This is a genomic window from Paracidovorax sp. MALMAid1276, from assembly GCF_049198005.1.
In the GTDB taxonomy this organism is placed as follows: Bacteria; Pseudomonadota; Gammaproteobacteria; order Burkholderiales; family Burkholderiaceae_C; genus Acidovorax.
Genome location: NZ_JBMIRS010000154.1, coordinates 1 through 14,717, shown reverse-complemented (window position 1 = coordinate 14,717; position 14,717 = coordinate 1). Strand labels below are relative to the sequence as shown.

Here is a 14,717-nt window from a genome sequence, read left to right as displayed (position 1 = left end):
CTCACAGCGCGCCAGGCGTTCAGAAGGCGTCGAGCGCCAGCTCGGTCACGCTGGCCGCGCCCTCCACGATGCTGTCGCGCAGGCCCGGCGCCTTCACCAGAATGTGCTCGGCATAGAACTGGGCCGTGGTGATTTTTGCGCGCATGAAGGCTTGGTCCTGTCCCTTTTGCAACAGGCTCTCGGCCACCAGCAGGCTGCGCGCCAGTTGCCAGCCCGCCACCACATTGCCGGCCAGCATGAGGTAAGGCACGCTGCCCGCAAACACCGCATTGGGCTGCGCCTTGGTGCCGCCGGCCACGAACTCGATCACGTCCACCAGCGCCTGGCGCGCGGCCGTCAGGCGCTTGGCCATGGCCAGCGCGGCGGGTGTGCCGCTGGCCAGCAGCTCGCCTTCGGTCTTCTCGATCTGGGCGGCAATGCCCTTGGCGGTCTGGCCGCCATCGCGCGCGGTCTTGCGGCCCACCAAGTCGTTGGCCTGGATGGCCGTGGTGCCTTCGTAGATGGTCAGGATCTTGGCGTCACGGTAGTACTGCGCGGCGCCCGTCTCTTCGATGAAGCCCATGCCGCCGTGCACCTGCACGCCCAGGCTGGTGACTTCCAGGCTCATCTCGGTGCTGTAGCCCTTGACCAGCGGCACCATGAATTCATAGAAGGCCTGGTTCTGCTTGCGCGTGTCGGCGTCGGGGTGGTGGTGCGCAGCGTCAAACGCGGCCGCCGCCACCGTGGCCATGGCGCGGCAGCCTTCGGTGTAGGCGCGCATGGTCATCAGCATGCGCTTCACGTCGGGGTGGTGGATGATGGGCGCGCTGGCGGCGATGCTGCCGTCCACGGGGCGGCTTTGCACGCGGTCCTTCGCGTACTGCACGGCCTTTTGGTAAGCGCGCTCGGCCACCGCAATGCCCTGCATGCCCACCGCGTAGCGCGCGGCGTTCATCATGATGAACATGTATTCGAGGCCCCGGTTTTCCTCGCCCACCAGATAGCCCACGGCGCCGCCGTGGTCGCCAAACTGCAGCACGGCCGTGGGCGATGCCTTGATGCCCAGCTTGTGCTCGATGCTCACGCAGTGCGCATCGTTGCGCGCGCCCAGGGTGCCATCGGCATTGACCATGAACTTGGGCACCACGAACAGGCTGATGCCCTTCACGCCGTCGGGCGCCCCCGCCACGCGCGCCAGCACCAGGTGCACGATGTTGGCGGCCATGTCGTGCTCGCCGTAGGTGATGAAGATCTTGGTGCCGAACACCTTGTAGGTGCCATCGGGCTGGGGCTCGGCGCGGGTGCGCACCAGGGCCAGGTCCGAGCCGGCCTGGGGTTCGGTCAGGTTCATGGTGCCGGTCCATTCGCCGGTCACCAGCTTCTCCAGGTAGGTAGCCTTGAGTTCGTCGCTGCCCGCCGTGAGCAGCGCCTCGATGGCGCCGTCGGTGAGCAGCGGGCACAGCGCAAAGCTCATGTTGGCGCTGTTGGCCATTTCGATGCAGGCCGCGCCGATGGTCTTGGGCAGGCCCTGGCCGCCAAAGTCCGCCGGGTGCTGCAGGCCCTGCCAGCCGCCTTCGCCGTACTGGCGGAAAGCCTCCTTGAAGCCCGGGGTGGTCGTCACCACGCCGTCCTTCCAGCTCGACGGGTTCTTGTCGCCTTCGAAGTTGAGCGGAGCCAGCACGCCCTCGTTGAACTTGGCGCACTCTTCCAGCACGGCGGCGGCCGTATCCAGGCCGGCGTCTTCAAAGCCGGGGATCTGCGCGATCTGTTCGATGTGGGCCAGGTGCTCGATGCCGAACAGCATGTCCTTGACGGGGGCGGTGTAGCTCATGGGCGTCTTTCAGGGGAGAAAACTCAAAAATTCGTAAAAAAAAGGCATCGCAAGCGATGCCCTTTCTTTCGCTCTGGCAAAGAGGCCGCCTTACAGCGCCTTCACCAGTTCCGGCACGGCCGCGAACAGGTCGGCCTCCAGGCCATAGTCGGCCACGCTGAAGATCGGGGCTTCGGGGTCCTTGTTGATCGCCACGATCACCTTGGAATCCTTCATGCCGGCCAAGTGCTGGATGGCGCCCGAGATACCGGCAGCGATATACAGCTGCGGCGCCACGATCTTGCCGGTCTGGCCCACTTGCAGGTCGTTGGGGGCGTAGCCCGCATCCACCGCAGCGCGGCTGGCACCGATGGCGGCGCCCAGCTTGTCGGCCAGGGGGGTCATGACTTCGTCGAACTTTTCCTTGCTGCCGAGAGCCCGGCCGCCGGAGACGATGATCTTGGCGGCGGTCAGCTCGGGGCGGTCGCTCTTGGCGATCTCGCTGCCCACATAGCTGCTCTTGCCCGAATCGGCAGCGGCAGCCGCGGTTTCGACGGCGGCGCTGCCACCGGTGGCGGCTGCGGCGTCAAAGCCGGTGGTGCGCACGGTGATGACCTTGGTGGCATCGGCGCTTTGCACGGTGGCAATGGCGTTGCCGGCGTAGATGGGGCGCTCGAAGGTGTCGGCGCTCACCACCTTGGTGATGTCGCTGATCTGGGCGACATCGAGCTTGGCCGCCACGCGGGGGGCGATGTTCTTGCCGCTGGCGGTAGCGGGAAACACGATGTGGCTGTAGTTGCCTGCAATGGCCAGCACTTGCGCGGCCACGTTCTCGGCCAGGCCATGGGCCAGGCCTTCGGCGTCGGCGTGGATGACCTTGGCGACGCCAGCGATCTGGCCAGCGGCAGCAGCAGCGGCGCCCGCGTTGTGGCCAGCCACCAGCACGTGCACGTCGCCACCGCAAGCGGCTGCGGCCGTCACGGTGTTCAGGGTTGCGCCCTTGATGGATGCGTTGTCGTGTTCAGCAATAACGAGTACCGACATTTAGATCACCTTCGCTTCGTTCTTGAGTTTCTCGACCAGGGCGGCCACGTCGGCCACCTTCACGCCCGCGCCGCGCTTGGCGGGCTCGCTGACCTTGAGGGTCTTGAGGCGAGGCGCCACGTCCACGCCGAGGTCTTCGGGCTTGACGGTTTCGAGCGGCTTCTTCTTGGCCTTCATGATGTTGGGCAAGGTGACGTAGCGGGGCTCGTTCAGGCGCAGGTCGGTGGTGATGACGGCGGGCAGCGACAGGGCCAGGGTTTCCAGGCCGCCGTCGATTTCGCGGGTCACGTTCGCCTTGTCGGCAGCCAGCTCCACCTTGCTGGCGTTGGTGGCCTGGGGCAGGTCGGCCAGGGCCGCCAGCATCTGGCCGGTCTGGTTGGCGTCGTCGTCGATGGCCTGCTTGCCCAGGATGACGAGCTGAGGTTGCTCCTTGTCCACCAGGGCCTTGAGCAGCTTGGCCACGGCCAGGGGCTGCAGTTCCACGTCGGTCTCGACCAGGATGGCGCGGTCGGCGCCAATGGCCATGGCGGTGCGCAGGGTTTCCTGGCACTGGGCCACGCCGCAGGACACAGCGATGACTTCGGTCACCAGGCCTTTTTCTTTCAGGCGCACGGCCTCTTCAACGGCGATTTCGTCAAAGGGGTTCATGCTCATCTTCACGTTGGCGATGTCCACACCCGTGTTGTCCGATTTGACGCGGACCTTCACGTTGTAGTCCACCACGCGCTTGACAGGGACCAAGACCTTCATTGCTGCGGCTCCTCAATAGAGTTGGTTGAATTGACGTTTACGTAAACTGGAACATTCTATGCCGCACGGCTGCGAGCACCGCCACGGAATGAACACTGCAGGGCTGGCAAAAAAGCACGACCGTTCTTTTTCAGGATTATAGGCCAGGGCATGGCGGCTTTGTCCAGATGTCCCTGTCACATGGGCGGCGTGCGCCTCCCGCACCCCGCCTGCGCCACCGGGGGGCCGCCGCTCAGCTGCCCGCAGCAGGAGCGTTGTCCTCTGCGGCGGGTCCCTTGGGCTTTGCCAGCAAAGCCTCGGGCGCGTGCACATGCATCACGCGTTGCGGGTACGGTATTTCGATGTGGTGGCGGCGCAGGGCGTCGAGGATGGCGCGATTGATGTCCGAACGCAGGCCCAGCGTGCCGTTCTCGGGGTCTGCGATCCAGAAACCCAAGGTGAATTCCAGCCCATCCGCCCCGAATGCCGACAGCGCCGCGCTGGGCGCGGGCTCGCGCAGCACGCGGGGGCTGGCCAGGGCCGACGCCGTCAGCAGGCGGCTGACCAGGTCCACATCGCTGTCGTAGGCCACGCTGACCACGGTGGACAGCCATACGCGGGGGTCGGACAGCGAGAGGTTCTCGACCCGTTGCGTGATGAGCGACTCGTTGGGCACGATGGACTCCCGCCCCGAGGGCGAGCGGATCACCGTGTAGCGCGCGTTGATCTGCGTGATGCGACCCTCGAAAACGTCCAGCTTCACGTTGTCGCCGATGCGCATGCTGCGCTCGGCCAGGATCACGAAACCGCTCACGTAGTTGGCCGCCAGCTTCTGCAGCCCGAAGCCGATGCCCACGCCCACCGCACCGCCCAGCACGGACAGCGCCGTGAGGTCGATGCCCACGGCGGACAGCGCCACGATCAGCCCCACGAACACCAGCAGTGCGCGCAGCGCATTGCTGACGGCCTTGCGCAGCGACAGTTCATCGCCCGTGACCGACCGCAGCAGGCGGGATTCGATGGCGGCAGAGATCCACAGCGCCAGCAGCAGCACCGCGCCTGCGGTGAGCGTGCCTTCGATGAGCGTGCGCACCGACAGCGTGGACGCACCCACCTTCCAGGTGATGCGGTCGAGTTCGTTGAGCACCCGCGGCAGCAGCCCCGTGACCCACAGCACCATCGCCAGCCACGCCACCCAGGAGATGGTGCGCTCGATGGGCCGCACCCAGGCCGAATCGGGGAACGCCGCCTGCAGCACCTTCACGCCGATGCGGATGACCACCAGCGACATGAGGACGGGGATCACCACCTTGAAAGCGGCCAGCGGAATCCACGCCAGCAGCAGCGTGCGGGCCAGATAGCCCAGGCCCAGCAGGACGAGGGGAAACAAGGCCCCATCCACCACACGGGCGCCGAACAGGATGGAACGCGGGTCGGCGCGCCCCAGCCCGCGGCGCAACGCCGTCGCAATGCCCCAGGCCAGCACCACGCAGACGACCAGCGCGGCCAGCTCGACCAGCACGGTGGCCTGCACAAACGCCTGCAGCCAGGCGCCCACAGCGTCCAGCGTGGGGGTCATCGTGTCGCCGCCGATGGCGCTGCCATTGTCCAGGCCGGCCATCAGCGTGCCTTCCACGCCGGCTGGCGCTTCTCGGCGAACGCGCGCGCGCCTTCCTGCGCGGCGTCGTCCATCATGTTGGCCGCCATGGCCTGGCCTGCCAATTGGTAGGCGGCGTCCAGGCCCAGTTCGCGCTGCTGGTAGACCAGGGCCTTGCCCATGGCCACCGCCACGCGGGGCTTTTGCAGGATGGACTGCACCAGCGCTTCGATTTCCGCATCCAGCGCATCGGCCGGCACCACGCGGTTGACCAGGCCCTGGTCCAACGCCGTGGCGGCGTCGATGAAGTCGCCGGTCAGCAGCATCTCCATCGCGCGCTTGGCGGGCACGTTGCGCACCAGCGGCACGCTGGGCGTGGCGCAGAACAGGCCGTAGTGGATGCCGCTGGTCGCAAAGCTGGCGGAGTCAGCGGCCACGGCCAGGTCGCACTGCGCCACCAGCTGGCAGCCCGCCGCCGTGGCCATGCCCTGCACCCGCGCAATCACCGGCACCGGCAGCCGGTGAATGCTGAGCATCATGCGGCTGCACTGTGCGAAAAGCGTTTGGTAGTAGGCGAGTTCCGGGTGGGCCGCCATGTCCTTGAGGTTGTGGCCCGCACAAAAGGCCTTGCCCGCTGCCGCCAGCACCACCACGCGCACGGATTCGTCGCGTGCCACGCCATCGAGCGCCTGCTGCAGCGCCGACAGCATCTCGGTGCCCAGCGCGTTGAAGCGGCCGGGGTCGTTCAGGATCAGGGTGACCACGCCGCGCGCATCGCGAGCGGTCTGCAGCAATTCAGGGGTGTTCGTCGTTGTCATGGTTCGCTTGGCTCCGGTGCGCGATTGTCGCGCGGCCCCCGCCCCTGGCGCGGCCCAGGCCAGGGACGCCGCGCAGCGGCCCAGGGGGATGTCACAAATCCGCCAGGACCCGCACATGCGCCTCCACGCTGCGCGACAGCGGCCCCATCACGTAGCCGCCTTCCAGGCACGAAACGATGCGGCCCTTGGCATACCTGCGCGCCACATCCTTCACGCGCTGGGTGATCCAGGCATAGTCCTGCTCGGTCAGGCCCAGCTGGCCCATGTCGTCCTCGCGGTGGCCGTCAAAACCCGCACTCACAAAGATCATCTCGGGCTTGAAAGCCTCCAGGCGCGGCATCCACATCATCTCGACGATCTCGCGGATGTCCATGCCGCGCGTGTACGCCGCCACGGGCACGTTCACCATGTTGGCGGCGGGGTTCTGGTCGCCGCAATACGGGTAGAAGGGGTGCTGGAAGATGCTGACCATCAGCGCCCGCGCGTCACCGGCCAGGATGTCCTCGGTGCCGTTGCCGTGGTGCACGTCAAAGTCCACGACGGCCACGCGCTTGAGCTTGTAGCGCTGCAGCGCATATTTGGCGGCCACGGCCACGTTGTTGAAGAAGCAAAAGCCCATGGCCTTGTCGCGGCAGGCATGGTGGCCCGGCGGGCGCACGCTGCAGAACGCGTTCTCCAGCTCGCCGGCCATCACCGCGTCGGTGGCCGCGAGGGCCGCGCCCGCAGCGCGCAGCGAGGCGTTCCAGGTGTGGGCGTTGATGGCGGTGTCGGTGTCGATCTGCGCGTAGCTGGGGCCGCCCGCCAGCAACTCTTCGTTGAGCCGGTCCGACATGCCGCGCAGCGCGGCGATGTGCATGCGGCCATGGGCCAGCTCGATGTCGGCCAGCGAGGCCTCGGGGGCCTCGAAGCGCTCCAGCGCGTCGGCCACGCCGGTGATCAGCAAGCGGTCTTCGATGGCATCCAGGCGTTCGGGGCATTCGGGGTGCCCGGGGCCCATCTCGTGTTTCCAACAATCCCGATGGGTGAAATAGCCCGTCTTGCTCACAGTCAATCCCCGTGTCTTTGAACCTGCCCGCGATTTTTTCGGATAACGTCGCGCCATGAACGCACAGCACAAGATCAAATCGCTCCTGGACCAGCTTAACACGGTGATCGTGGGCAAACAGGCCCAGGTTCAGGACTGCGTGGCCTGCCTGCTGGCGGGCGGGCACCTGCTGATCGAGGACGTTCCGGGCGTGGGCAAGACCACGCTGGCGCATGCGCTGTCGCGCACCTTCGGCCTGCAGTTCTCGCGCGTGCAGTTCACCGCCGACCTGATGCCCAGCGACCTGACCGGGGTGTCGGTGTACGAGCGCGGCAAGGAGTCCTTCGTGTTCCACCCCGGCCCGGTGTTTGCGCAGGTGCTGCTGGCCGACGAGATCAACCGCGCCAGCCCCAAGACCCAGAGCGCCCTGCTCGAAGCCATGGAGGAAAAGCAGGTCTCGGTCGAAGGCGAGACCCGCGCCCTGCCCCATCCGTTCTTCGTCATCGCCACGCAGAATCCGCACGACCAGCTGGGCACCTTTGCGCTGCCCGAATCGCAGCTCGACCGGTTCCTCATGCGCATCTCCATCGGCTATCCCGACCGGGCCGCCGAGCGCGTGCTGCTGGCCGGTGCCGACCGGCGCGACATGGTGGACAGCATGCTGCCGCTGCTGTCGGGCGACGAGCTGGAGGAGCTGCAGCGCCAGGTGCTGGCCGTGCACACGGCCGACCCGCTGCTCAACTACGTGCAGGACCTCATCACCGCCACGCGCTCGGGTCGCTGGTTCCTGCAGGGGCTGTCGCCCCGCGCCGGCATTGCGCTGGTGCGCGCCGCCAAGGCGCAGGCCCTCATCAGCGGCCGCGACTATGTGGCCCCCGACGACGTGCAGGCCGTGCTGCCCCAGACCATCGCCCACCGCCTGGTGCCCGTGGGCGATGCCGGGCGGGGCGCGGTGGAGCAGGTGCGCGCCATGGCCGATGCCGTGCCGCTGCCCTGAATCACTCCCTGCCCTTCAGCCCTCCAGCCCTGCCGCCAGCCCCATGGCCTTCGCCCTGCCCCGCTCGCTGACCCGCGCTGCCGCCGCGCTCAACCCGCTGGCGCCCCTGCGCCAACGATTCCAGCGGTGGTGGCAGGCGCGGCTTCCGCTGTCCGACACGCTGGTGCTCACGCAGCGCAATGTCTACATCCTGCCCACCGGTTCGGGCTGGATGCTGGCGCTCACGCTGGCCGTGCTGCTGGTGGCCTCGATCAACTACCAGCTCAACCTGGGCTATCTGCTGACCTTTCTGCTCGCAGGCAGCGTGGTGGTGGGCATGCACATCTGCCACGCCAACCTGCGGGGCCTGACCTTGCACCTCAAGGCCCCCGAACCCCACTTCATGGGCAGCAGCACGGCCTTTGAGGTGCAGCTGACCAGCGAGCGCAAGACGCCCCGCTACGGCATCGGGCTGGCGGTGCACACGCCGGGCAAGGCCGCCCACCACTGGGCGTATGCCGATGTTCCCGCCCAGGGGCAGTGCCGCGTGCAGGTGGCCTTCAGGCCCGAGCGCCGGGGCCTGCACCCGGTGCCCCACCTCACGGCCGAGACGCGTTTCCCGCTCGGCACCTTCCGCGTGTGGACCTACTGGCGCCCGGCCGCGCAGGTGCTGGTGTACCCCGCCCCCGAAAGCCCCGCGCCCCCCCTGCCGCCCGGCGAGCCGCGCGCCACCGGCACGGGCGCGGCGCAGTCGCAGGGCATTGGCGAATTCGACGGCGTGCGCGCCTACCGGCGGGGCGACCCGCTCAAGCTTGTGGTCTGGAAGAAGGCGGCCAAGTCGCTGGCCACCGGCACGGACGACCTGGTGAGCCGCGACGCACAGCAGGCGCAGCGCCACGAGCTGTGGCTCGACCCGGCGCGCGCCGCGCTGCCGGACCACGAGGCGCGCATCTCGCGCCTCACGGCCTGGGTGCTGCAGGCCGACCGGCTGGGGCTGGACTACGGCCTGCGCCTGCCCGGCGTGGAGATCGCCCCCGACAGCGGCGCCGCCCACCGCATGCGCTGCCTCGAAGCCCTCGCACTGTGCTGACCATGGCCAAAATTCAAGCAAAAACAGACTCCAGCGCTTATCCATCAAGCGCTGACAGCTATTCAATCAATAGCATCCACCGCAGTGCGCCCTGCCGCGGCGCGCAGTGCCCGACCCCCTCGCCACGGCTGCCATGACCCTGCGCCAGACCCTCGCCTCCCTGCCGCGCGACGCGCGGGACACGCTGTTTCTGCTGGTCGTGATCGCGGTCGTGGTGGCGCCGCAGGCGGGCAACCTGCCGGGCTGGGCCAGCGCGCTCACCGGCGCGGTGCTGCTGTGGCGCGGGCGCCTGGCCTGGCTGGGCAAGGCCCTGCCCGGCAGCTGGACCAAGGTGCTGCTGGTGGTGTTGGCCGTGGCCGGCACGCTGTATTCGCACCGCACCATCCTCGGGCGCGATGCGGGGGTGACGCTCATCGTGATGCTGCTGGCGCTCAAGACCCTGGAGCTGCACGCGCGGCGCGACGCGCTGGTCGTGTTTTTCCTGGGCTTCTTCACCATGCTCAGCAATTTCTTCTTCTCGCAGTCGCTGCTCACCGCGGGGGCCATGCTGGTGGCGCTGCTCGGCCTGCTCACCGCGCTGGTCAACGCGCACATGCCCGTGGGGCGGCCGCCGCTGGTGCAGACCTTCCGCATGGCCGGCTCCATGGCGCTGCTGGGCGCGCCCATCATGGTGGCGCTGTTCATGCTGTTCCCGCGCATGTCGCCGCTGTGGGGCATGCCGGGCGACAACCTGGCCGGCCGCAGCGGGCTGTCGGGCACCATGAAGGTCGGCGACATGGCCGAAATTGCGTTGGACGACCGGGTGGCGATACGCCTGAAGTTCGAGGGCGGCGACAGCAACATGCCACCGCAGTCGGCGCTGTACTTCCGTGGGCCGGTGCTGACGGCGTTCGACGGCCGCGAGTGGCAGGCCGAGCCCTTCCGCGAAGACAGCGCCTGGGCGGCGCGCGTGGCCGTGCCGGCCAGCCTGCAGGTCAGCGGGCCGGCCGTGCGCTACGAGGTCACGCTGGAGCCCCAGCGCCAGCCCTGGCTGATGGTGCTGGAGGCCACGCCCGAAGCGCCGGCCCTGCCCGGCATGCAGGCCTACATGACGCAGGACCTGCAGTGGATGACCACGCGCCCCATCACCGAGGTGCTGCGCTACCAGGCCGTGAGCTACCCCAGCTTCCGCCACGGGCCCGATGCGTCCAGCCGGCCGCTGCGCGTGCATGCCGAGCTGCCGCCGGGCTTCAACCCCCGCACGCTGGCCCTGGCCGCGCAGATGCGCGCCGACCCGGCGCTGGCCAACGCCGACACACAGCAGCTGGTGAACGCCGTGCTGCAGCGGCTGCGCACGGGCGGCTACAGCTATTCGCTCGACCCGGGCGTGTTCGGCGAGCACACGGCCGACGAGTTCTGGTTCGACCGCAAGGAAGGCTTCTGCGAACACATTTCGTCGGCCTTCGTGGTGCTGATGCGCGCACTCGACGTGCCCTCGCGCATCGTCACGGGTTACCAGGGCGGCGAGCGCAACCCGGTGGACGGCTACTGGACCATCCGCAACGCCGACGCCCATGCCTGGGCCGAGGTGTGGGTGGAAAACCGCGGCTGGGTGCGGGTGGACCCCACGGGCGCCATTGCGCCCAGCCGGATCGGTGCCTTCCAGCGGCTGCGTGCACCGCAAGGCGCCTTTGCCAATGCCATGGGCACCATCAGCCCCGGCCTGGCTCAAAACCTGCGCGCCGTGTGGGAGGCCGTGAACAACCGCTGGAACCAGTGGGTTCTCAACTATTCCCAGGCCCGCCAGCTCGACCTGCTCAAGGCGCTGGGTTTCGAGTCGCCCAGCTGGCAGGACCTGACCACCGTGCTGGGCGTTCTGGTCATGCTGGCCGCCCTGGGCGGCGGCGCGTGGACCCTGTGGGAACGCAGCCAGCACGACCCCTGGCTGCGCCTGATGGCCCGCACCCGCCAGCGCCTGGCGCGCGCAGGCCTGACGCTGCCCGACACCCTGCCCCCGCGCGCCATGGCCGACAGGGTGCGGGCACAATTCGGCGCCAGCAGCCAGCCCGTGGCCGACTGGCTGCTGCGCCTGGAACACCTGCGCTACGCGCCCCACCCGACCCAGGCTCTGGGCCAGCTGCGCCGAGAGTTCGGTGCCCTGCCGTGGCCCGAGCCCCCCAAACATTGACCCCGGACCCATGCCGAAGACCGCCAGAGTGACCCTCGCCCCCGCCTTTCGACTCCCGATCTGCGCCGCCACGGCCATCGCTATCACATTGATAGCTACATTATCTTTACCAGCAAGCGCTAGCAGCAAAAAACAGTCCAAAACCGCAGTCTCCGGCAACGCGGCCAGCGCCAAGGCCCATGTTCTGTACGCGTCCCGCCCCGAGGCCCTGCAGTTTGCCGACGACCTGGCCGCGCGCCGGGGCCTCGACCGCGAGAGGGTGCGCCAGGCCATCGGCCAGGCGCAGTTCCTGCCGCAGGTGCCGCGCCTCATGCTACCCCCCCCCAAGGGCACGCCCAAGAACTGGCGCGCCTACCGCGCCCGCTTCATCGACCCGGTGCGCATCCAGGCCGGCGTGCGCTTCTGGAACGAGCACCGCGCCGCGCTGGAGCGGGCCGAGCGCGAGTTCGGCGTGCCGGCCGAGATCATCGTCGGCATCATCGGTGTGGAGACGGTGTACGGCCAGCAGATGGGCAACTTCCGCGTGATGGACGCGCTGGCCACGCTGTCGTTCGACTTTCCTTCGGCCCACCCGCGCGCGGCCGAGCGGGTGGAGTTCTTCCGCCGCGAGCTGGAGCAGCTGCTGAGCCTTGCCGACCGCAGCAACATCGACCCCTTCGCCCTGCGCGGCAGCTACGCTGGCGCCATGGGCCTGGGCCAGTTCATGCCATCGAGCTGGGTGCGTTACGCCATCGACTTTGACGGCGACGGCCGCATCGACCTGTTCAGAAGCCCGGTGGACGCCATCGGCTCGGTGGCCAACTACTTCATCGCGCACGGCTGGATCCCCGGCATGCCCACCCACTACGCCGTGCAGTTCGACCCGGCGCGGCTGCAGCTCGACGATCTGCTGGCGCCCGACATCCTGCCCACGTTCAGCGCCCCCAGCCTGCAGGCCAAGGGCGCGGTGCTGGATGCGGCCGGCGCGCGGCACACAGGCTCGCTCGCGCTGGTGGAGCTGCAAAACGGCGGCGACGCGCCCAGCTACGTGGCCGGCACCGAAAACTTCTATGCCATCACGCGCTACAACTGGTCGAGCTATTACGCGATGGCAGTGATCGAACTGGGCGCCGAGGTGGCCGCGGCCCGCGCGCGCTGAGTCCGTCCTCAGAGCCTGTTCAATGTCTTTTTGGAGTCGTACAAGGTCCTTGCCCGAAGGGTGGGAGTGAAATCGGGCGATTGAACGCACCGGCCGCTTGCATGGGCATGAGCCCATGCGGCGCTCCCGGCGCATCCACCCCTACCGATTGCACTCCAATGCGATCTTCAAAAAGACCTTGAACAGGCTCTCAGGGGCTTGGCGACGCGCTTCAGCACAGCCGCGCAAGTCGGTCCACAATGCGTCGCTTCGGCCGCGTGCGCGGCAGCCCGACTCCTGCACCTCCCCCCTTTTCCACCGCCCATGCCAGCCGTCGCAGCATCCCCCACCTCCGCATCTCCCGACGACGCCATCGTGCGTGTGCGCGGCGTCAGCAAGACCTACGCCGGCGGGTTCCAGGCCCTCAAGAACATTGACCTCGACATTCGCCGCGGCGAGATCTTTGCGCTGCTCGGCCCCAATGGCGCGGGCAAGACCACGCTGATCAGCGTGGTCTGCGGCATGAGCAACGCCACCGCAGGCACCATCACCGCCGACGGGCACGACACGGTGCGCGACTACCGCGCCGCCCGCGCGGCCATTGGCCTGGTGCCGCAGGAACTGCACACCGACTCGTTCGAAACCGTGTGGGCCACCGTGAGCTTCAGCCGAGGCCTGTTCGGCAAGGCGCCCAACCCGGCCTACATCGAAAAGATCCTGAAGGACCTGTCGCTGTGGGACAAGAAGGACGCCAAGATCCTGGCGCTGTCGGGCGGCATGAAGCGCCGCGTGCTGATCGCCAAGGCCCTGTCGCACGAGCCCAAGATCTTGTTCCTGGACGAGCCCAGCGCCGGCGTGGACGTGGAGCTGCGCCACGACATGTGGCGCCTGGTGCGCGCGCTGCGCGAGGCCGGCACCACCATCATCCTCACCACGCACTACCTGGAAGAAGCCGAAGACATGGCCGACCGCATCGGCGTGATCCGCAAGGGCGAGCTGATCGTGGTGGAAGACAAGCACGTGCTGATGCGCAAGCTGGGCAAGAAGGAGCTGGCCATCACGCTGCAGCAGCCCCTAGCGCAGGTGCCCGCGCCGCTCGCGCGCTGGCCGCTGGCGCTCAGCGAGGGCGGCACACGGCTCACCTACACCTTTGATTCGCACCAAGAGGACACCGGCATTGCCGCGCTGCTGCGCGCGCTGCAGGAGCAGGGCATCGAGTTCAAGGACCTGCACTCCAGCGAAAGCTCGCTCGAAGACATCTTCGTGAGCCTGGTGCACCAGAACCCCGCCGACAACCCACCCAAGGCAGCCCGCACATGACCGGCCTCAACCTGCACGGCGTGCGCGCCATCTACCGCTTTGAAATGAACCGCGCGTTCCGCACCTGGATGCAGAGCCTGATCGCGCCAGTGCTCACCACGGCGCTGTACTTCATCGTCTTCGGCTCGGCCATCGGCTCGCGCATGGGCGACATCGGCGGCGTGAGCTATGGCGCCTACATCATTCCCGGCCTGCTCATGCTGTCGCTGCTGTCCGAGAGCATCTCCAACTCGGCCTTCGGCATCTACATGCCGAAGTGGTCCGGCACCATCTACGAGTTGCTGAGCGCGCCCGTGAACTGGGTGGAGGCGCTGCTGGGCTATGTGGGCGCTGCCGCCAGCAAGTCGCTGCTGGTGTCGGTGCTCATCCTCACCACCGCCCGCGTGTTCGTGCCCTACGAAATCGCGCACCCGGTGTGGATGGTGGGCTTTCTGGTGCTCACGGCGGTCACGTTCTGCCTGTTCGGCTTCATCATCGGCCTGTGGGCCGACAGCTTTCAGAAGCTGCAGGTCATTCCGCTGCTCATCATCACGCCCCTCACCTTCCTGGGCGGTGCGTTCTACAGCATCAGCATGCTGCCGCCGCTGTGGCAGACGGTGTCGCTGTTCAACCCCGTGGTCTATCTCATCAGCGGCCTGCGCTGGGCGTTCTACGGCCAGGCCGACGTGCACATCGGCGTGAGCACGGGCATGACGCTGGTGTTCCTGGTGCTGTGCCTGGGCGTGGTGCGCTGGGTGTTCAAGACGGGGTACCGCATCCGCCGCTGAGCCTGCGGGCCGAGGTTTGCTCTCGGCTGTACTGAAAGCCGTTCTGGCCGCGCCTGTCGGAGCCCTTGCGCGACGCTTCGACAGGGCGAGCGTGAACGGTTGGGGGTGGATCGATGCGATCTTCGCCAGCGCGCAATGGCCGCTTGGCCGCTTGGCCGCTTGGCCCATTGACCCACTGGCCGATTTGTGGATTTGCGGAATTGCGGTTTGACCCATGGGCCCATGGGCCCACACGGGCGGAACGAAAACAACCCGTTCGGGCTGAGCTTGTCGAAGCCG

12 protein-coding genes are annotated in these 14,717 nt (G+C 67.9%); 6 read left to right on the top strand and 6 right to left on the bottom strand.

Translation table 11 applies throughout. The annotated features are described in order from the left end of the window. Positions 1–19: 19 nt before the first annotated feature. The 6 genes from ACOQFS_RS10250 to ACOQFS_RS10225 all read right to left on the bottom strand — a co-directional run bounded on the left by ACOQFS_RS10250 (position 20) and on the right by ACOQFS_RS10225 (position 6,974). Entirely contained in the window at positions 20–1,810 is a 1,791-nt protein-coding gene (locus ACOQFS_RS10250) for an acyl-CoA dehydrogenase (RefSeq protein ID WP_421562776.1), read from the bottom strand. Positions 1,811–1,900: 90 nt separating this feature from the next. Continuing rightward, the gene (locus tag ACOQFS_RS10245) at positions 1,901–2,833 is read right to left on the bottom strand and encodes an electron transfer flavoprotein subunit alpha/FixB family protein (protein ID WP_421562775.1); all 933 of its coding nucleotides are present in this window, start codon (positions 2,831–2,833) and stop codon (positions 1,901–1,903) included. Then, positions 2,834–3,583, bottom strand: coding sequence for an electron transfer flavoprotein subunit beta/FixA family protein (locus ACOQFS_RS10240; RefSeq protein WP_421562774.1), 750 nt, complete (start codon positions 3,581–3,583; stop codon positions 2,834–2,836). It lies immediately after the preceding gene. Between the two features lie 232 nt (positions 3,584–3,815). Further along, complete coding sequence (locus ACOQFS_RS10235; protein WP_421562802.1) at positions 3,816–5,141, bottom strand: mechanosensitive ion channel family protein; 1,326 nt, start codon at positions 5,139–5,141, stop codon at positions 3,816–3,818. Between the two features lie 41 nt (positions 5,142–5,182). Then, positions 5,183–5,977, bottom strand: a complete 795-nt coding sequence (locus ACOQFS_RS10230) for an enoyl-CoA hydratase (protein WP_421562773.1) — start codon at positions 5,975–5,977, stop codon at positions 5,183–5,185. Positions 5,978–6,068: 91 nt separating this feature from the next. After that, entirely contained in the window at positions 6,069–6,974 is a 906-nt protein-coding gene (locus ACOQFS_RS10225) for a histone deacetylase family protein (RefSeq protein ID WP_421562772.1), read from the bottom strand. A gap of 103 nt (positions 6,975–7,077) precedes the next feature. Between ACOQFS_RS10225 and ACOQFS_RS10220 the strand changes: the two genes are divergently transcribed. From ACOQFS_RS10220 to ACOQFS_RS10195, 6 genes are all read left to right on the top strand, one after another. After that, entirely contained in the window at positions 7,078–7,998 is a 921-nt protein-coding gene (locus ACOQFS_RS10220) for an AAA family ATPase (protein WP_421562771.1), read from the top strand. A gap of 43 nt (positions 7,999–8,041) precedes the next feature. Continuing rightward, positions 8,042–9,067 (top strand): DUF58 domain-containing protein, encoded by a 1,026-nt coding sequence (locus ACOQFS_RS10215; RefSeq protein WP_421562770.1) that lies wholly within the window; start codon positions 8,042–8,044, stop codon positions 9,065–9,067. A gap of 133 nt (positions 9,068–9,200) precedes the next feature. Continuing rightward, a complete protein-coding gene (locus ACOQFS_RS10210; protein ID WP_421562801.1) occupies positions 9,201–11,234 on the top strand; it encodes a transglutaminaseTgpA domain-containing protein in 2,034 nt (677 codons plus the stop codon). A 28-nt stretch (positions 11,235–11,262) separates the two neighbouring features. Then, a complete protein-coding gene (gene mltB / locus ACOQFS_RS10205) occupies positions 11,263–12,372 on the top strand; it encodes a lytic murein transglycosylase B (RefSeq protein WP_421562769.1) in 1,110 nt (369 codons plus the stop codon). A 303-nt stretch (positions 12,373–12,675) separates the two neighbouring features. Then, positions 12,676–13,671: an ABC transporter ATP-binding protein gene (locus ACOQFS_RS10200; protein ID WP_421562768.1), complete on the top strand. Its 996-nt coding sequence runs from the start codon at positions 12,676–12,678 to the stop codon at positions 13,669–13,671. Next, on the top strand, positions 13,668–14,438 hold the full coding sequence (locus ACOQFS_RS10195; protein WP_421562767.1) for an ABC transporter permease: 771 nt from the start codon (positions 13,668–13,670) through the stop codon (positions 14,436–14,438). The genes ACOQFS_RS10200 and ACOQFS_RS10195 overlap by 4 nt, the downstream gene beginning before the upstream one ends. The last annotated feature ends 279 nt before the right edge of the window (positions 14,439–14,717 follow it).

What these genes read in the sequence shown, in the direction of transcription:
- ACOQFS_RS10250 (WP_421562776.1), bottom strand. Translation starts at nt 1,810, where the DNA reads ATGAGCTACACCGCCCCCGTCAAGGACATGCTGTTCGGCATCGAGCAC.
- ACOQFS_RS10245 (WP_421562775.1), bottom strand. Translation starts at nt 2,833, where the DNA reads ATGTCGGTACTCGTTATTGCTGAACACGACAACGCATCCATCAAGGGC.
- ACOQFS_RS10240 (WP_421562774.1), bottom strand. Translation starts at nt 3,583, where the DNA reads ATGAAGGTCTTGGTCCCTGTCAAGCGCGTGGTGGACTACAACGTGAAG.
- ACOQFS_RS10235 (WP_421562802.1), bottom strand. Translation starts at nt 5,141, where the DNA reads ATGACCCCCACGCTGGACGCTGTGGGCGCCTGGCTGCAGGCGTTTGTG.
- ACOQFS_RS10230 (WP_421562773.1), bottom strand. Translation starts at nt 5,977, where the DNA reads ATGACAACGACGAACACCCCTGAATTGCTGCAGACCGCTCGCGATGCG.
- ACOQFS_RS10225 (WP_421562772.1), bottom strand. Translation starts at nt 6,974, where the DNA reads ATGGGCCCCGGGCACCCCGAATGCCCCGAACGCCTGGATGCCATCGAA.
- ACOQFS_RS10220 (WP_421562771.1), top strand. Translation starts at nt 7,078, where the DNA reads ATGAACGCACAGCACAAGATCAAATCGCTCCTGGACCAGCTTAACACG.
- ACOQFS_RS10215 (WP_421562770.1), top strand. Translation starts at nt 8,042, where the DNA reads ATGGCCTTCGCCCTGCCCCGCTCGCTGACCCGCGCTGCCGCCGCGCTC.
- ACOQFS_RS10210 (WP_421562801.1), top strand. Translation starts at nt 9,201, where the DNA reads ATGACCCTGCGCCAGACCCTCGCCTCCCTGCCGCGCGACGCGCGGGAC.
- ACOQFS_RS10200 (WP_421562768.1), top strand. Translation starts at nt 12,676, where the DNA reads ATGCCAGCCGTCGCAGCATCCCCCACCTCCGCATCTCCCGACGACGCC.
- ACOQFS_RS10195 (WP_421562767.1), top strand. Translation starts at nt 13,668, where the DNA reads ATGACCGGCCTCAACCTGCACGGCGTGCGCGCCATCTACCGCTTTGAA.